The organism is Lactococcus sp. UBA7128 (genome assembly GCF_002492185.1).
In the GTDB taxonomy this organism is placed as follows: domain Bacteria; phylum Bacillota; class Bacilli; order Lactobacillales; family Streptococcaceae; genus Lactococcus; species Lactococcus muris.
The window spans coordinates 1-2,966 of sequence record NZ_DKXK01000053.1 but is presented as its reverse complement, the minus strand read 5'-3'; the positions used below and the strand labels follow the sequence as shown (position 1 = coordinate 2,966).

The 2,966-nt window shown below is 40.1% G+C and carries 2 protein-coding genes; both read left to right on the top strand.

Annotation, left to right across the window (positions count from 1 at the left end; all coding sequences use genetic code 11):
• Nucleotides 1–343: 343 nt before the first annotated feature.
• On the top strand, nucleotides 344–1,741 hold the full coding sequence (locus tag B4H39_RS06240; RefSeq protein WP_286927543.1) for a hypothetical protein: 1,398 nt from the start codon (nucleotides 344–346) through the stop codon (nucleotides 1,739–1,741).
• Nucleotides 1,742–1,752: 11 nt separating this feature from the next.
• Entirely contained in the window at nucleotides 1,753–2,856 is a 1,104-nt protein-coding gene (locus B4H39_RS06235) for a hypothetical protein (protein WP_286927542.1), read from the top strand.
• Nucleotides 2,857–2,966 lie beyond the last annotated feature (110 nt).

Sequence of the window (2,966 nt, the reverse complement as noted above, 5' to 3'; positions counted from 1 at the left end):
ATACCACAGCCATTCAATCTCCCGCACCTTGATCTCGCTGGCCTTTGTAATTTCGATGTCATTCATACGCACAACCTTCCTTTCGTTTTGCATAAAGGCTGTCACACTATCAGCCCTTATGTATTGTTAGCACTTGCTATGAGTGTTTCTTGCTTTTAAGAGATGCCTGATGTATAATAAACTTAATAAATTATGCTTTATTTTCTATTATACTTGCTTTTGGAGCAAAGGGATTACATAGCACAATTCATAAGACGTTAAAAAGTTATAATGTGGGGGAATTGTTGTGGATAAAAGCAATTTAAACACAAAAAAAGACCTTTCTGATGAATCTAAGTCAGGCATGGTTCTTGACCTGACAATTCAAAATGACAATTTTGATTTTGCATCGTCAATTTCTACAGCGTTGGAACAAGCGGATTTAGAGATACAAACGCTTAATGAGACCATAGCTTCTATTAAAGGACTGAAACCTGATTGTGATAGGCTGGACTATATCCTTGCAGCGAGTTCAGGGGCTCTGTGCGGCATTATTGATATTTTTTTAGTTGGTAAGCCTGGTGAATCTCCGCTGGGAGACATTACAGATAAATGGTTTGCAAACAGAACAATGGACTTTGCAAAACTCTGCGGCTGGAAAGGTGAAGGAGAAAAGTCCGCAATACGTTTTCTTGAAAATAAATTCAAAGTACCTTATGACCAGACCGGGAGAGGGGACGCAGCAAGTTCCATATTTGATTTAAGTCCTTCCAATCATCATTTTAAATCCCTTGCGCACAATCCTACTTTATGCGGATTGTTTTTCTCAATTCTGGATCAGTTTCAAAATACCTCACATTTTGTTTCTGGGGGACAATTGATTTCGCTTGAAAAAGCTGATGATAAATTTGAACTGAGAGGACATGATGTACCCAGCAAGTTGTTCTGTGCATTTGTTAACTGGTTCGGCCATTTGATTTCTGATATGTCAGGATCATCTGGCGGTAAGGGACGTGGTATGGGAATACCATCTCCGTTCTGGGCTTGGACGAATGATATTATTGTTATTAAAAACAAGCTGGGTATCCCAGTATCACAGTTTGATGAGGCAGTAAATGAGCTTGCTTTGAACATTTATGAAAGTGGTTATGACATGCGCTTTCAAGCGGCACAGGCCATTCCCGTATTTATCAATGAAATGGTAGTTAGAATGATCTATGCTGTGAGAAGGCTGTTCAGGTATTTTTCAAACACTGAAAAAGCGGATCGTTCTTTTAAGCTGATGTGGAATACTTGTGAACCGTTTTCAAATGCAACTGTCAAACGGATGCTTACTGTAGCACATGGAACATTCTGCGTGATGGATATTGGCGACGCTACTATTCGTGGTTTTATTGCAGGGGCTGGAACATTCAATCCTACGGAGTTTTTCTTAAGGCTCAACATAGTTGGTGTTGGCCGATTTGCAATTTCTTTATATGGAGAAGGTAAGCGTGCCCTATGCTATTGGAGAGCAGAAAAAAATGCTGCCTTTGCTGAGAAAGAAAGAGTCATAGTTGAAAATTACATAGAAGGATTGAATATATTGGCATACAAGTATGATGACCGTATGCTGTTGACATTTGTAGAAGATTTGCGCAATAGTAAAATGTATATTTCAGCTTTCAACAAAACCGCAGAATTAGCGCAACTGAGAGATGTCCCTCCAGAGAAAATATTACGAAACAAATCGGATATTGACGCATACTTCAGAAAAAGGTGAGGTATATGTGTATGTTAAAGAAAAAGACAAAACTTCAGTTGGCCCAAGAACAGGCTGAGGCAGCGATTAAAAGGACTAATGAAAAAATAGATGAACTTGGCCTTAATACTGGTAGTCTCTATGGAAAATTAAATGCTATACAGGCCCAGTTTGATGCCATACGCAATGTTCCAAGCGAAAAACGTGTTCAATATGAAAAACTAAGGGAGGTTCGCTTAAATTGGAAACAGCAAGCTGATAAAATTGAAGCGGACTATAAAGTTGCAGCAGTGAAAAATGTTGGTGGTGGTGCAGCTGGTGTAAGTGCCGGAGTTGCTGTTGCTGCACTCGGGCCTACTGCCGCTATGGGAGTAGCAACCACATTTGGCGTTGCTTCTACTGGAACCGCAATTTCAACTTTAAGTGGGGCTGCTGCAACTAATGCAGCTTTAGCTTGGCTTGGTGGCGGTGCGCTTGCCGTTGGCGGGGGTGGTATGGCAGCCGGTAATGCATTTTTGGCTCTTGCCGGACCAGTCGGTTGGGCCATAGCAGGTGTGGCGCTTCTTAGTAGTGGATTGTTTTTCTGGAAAGCAAAAAGCGAAAAGGAACGGCTTGAGGATGTATTCACTTTAGTGAGCAAACGAGATGTGAAGTCTTATGACCTTGCTATTGTAGAATTAAATGAGCGCATTACTCGTATCCAAAATGAAAGCAATCTGCTTGATGAAGCTATAAAGAAAATTCAATCCTTTGGTACTGACTACGACCAAATGACCGAAGCACAGCAATATGAACTCGGTTCATATGTTAATTTGATGGAAGCGTCAACACAGTTACTCGTTAATCCAATTATGGGACTACTGCCGAAATACACGGAGGCAGATTTTAATAAATTTTCTTTTGGATTGAACAGTACGCTTTCTGCATACTGCAAGAAATACAAGGATTTGCTTATATCTTTATCAAACCTGTTTTATAAAATTGAACTTGACGAGAAAGACTTAAAGCTGTTAACAAAGTCTTTTAAGAATAACAAGAAATTTTTATTAGCTATGAAAGTGGCTAAGAAAGATTTTGATATCGAAATCATGCGTACAGTAAATGCTTGCCTTAAATATAAATATTTAAAGGGCTGAGCATGGCATATGTGGCAAGAGGTTCACCCTAACGACACAGAATAACTTATTACATCCTTCCTTGACGCTATGTATCTGCAAGCCCATTTGTCCCCGACACCCCGGCCCGC

Bases quoted from the DNA above. Each gene is read 5' to 3' on its own strand.
- B4H39_RS06240 (WP_286927543.1), top strand. From the start codon at position 344: ATGGTTCTTGACCTGACAATTCAAAATGACAATTTTGATTTTGCATCG.
- B4H39_RS06235 (WP_286927542.1), top strand. From the start codon at position 1,753: ATGTTAAAGAAAAAGACAAAACTTCAGTTGGCCCAAGAACAGGCTGAG.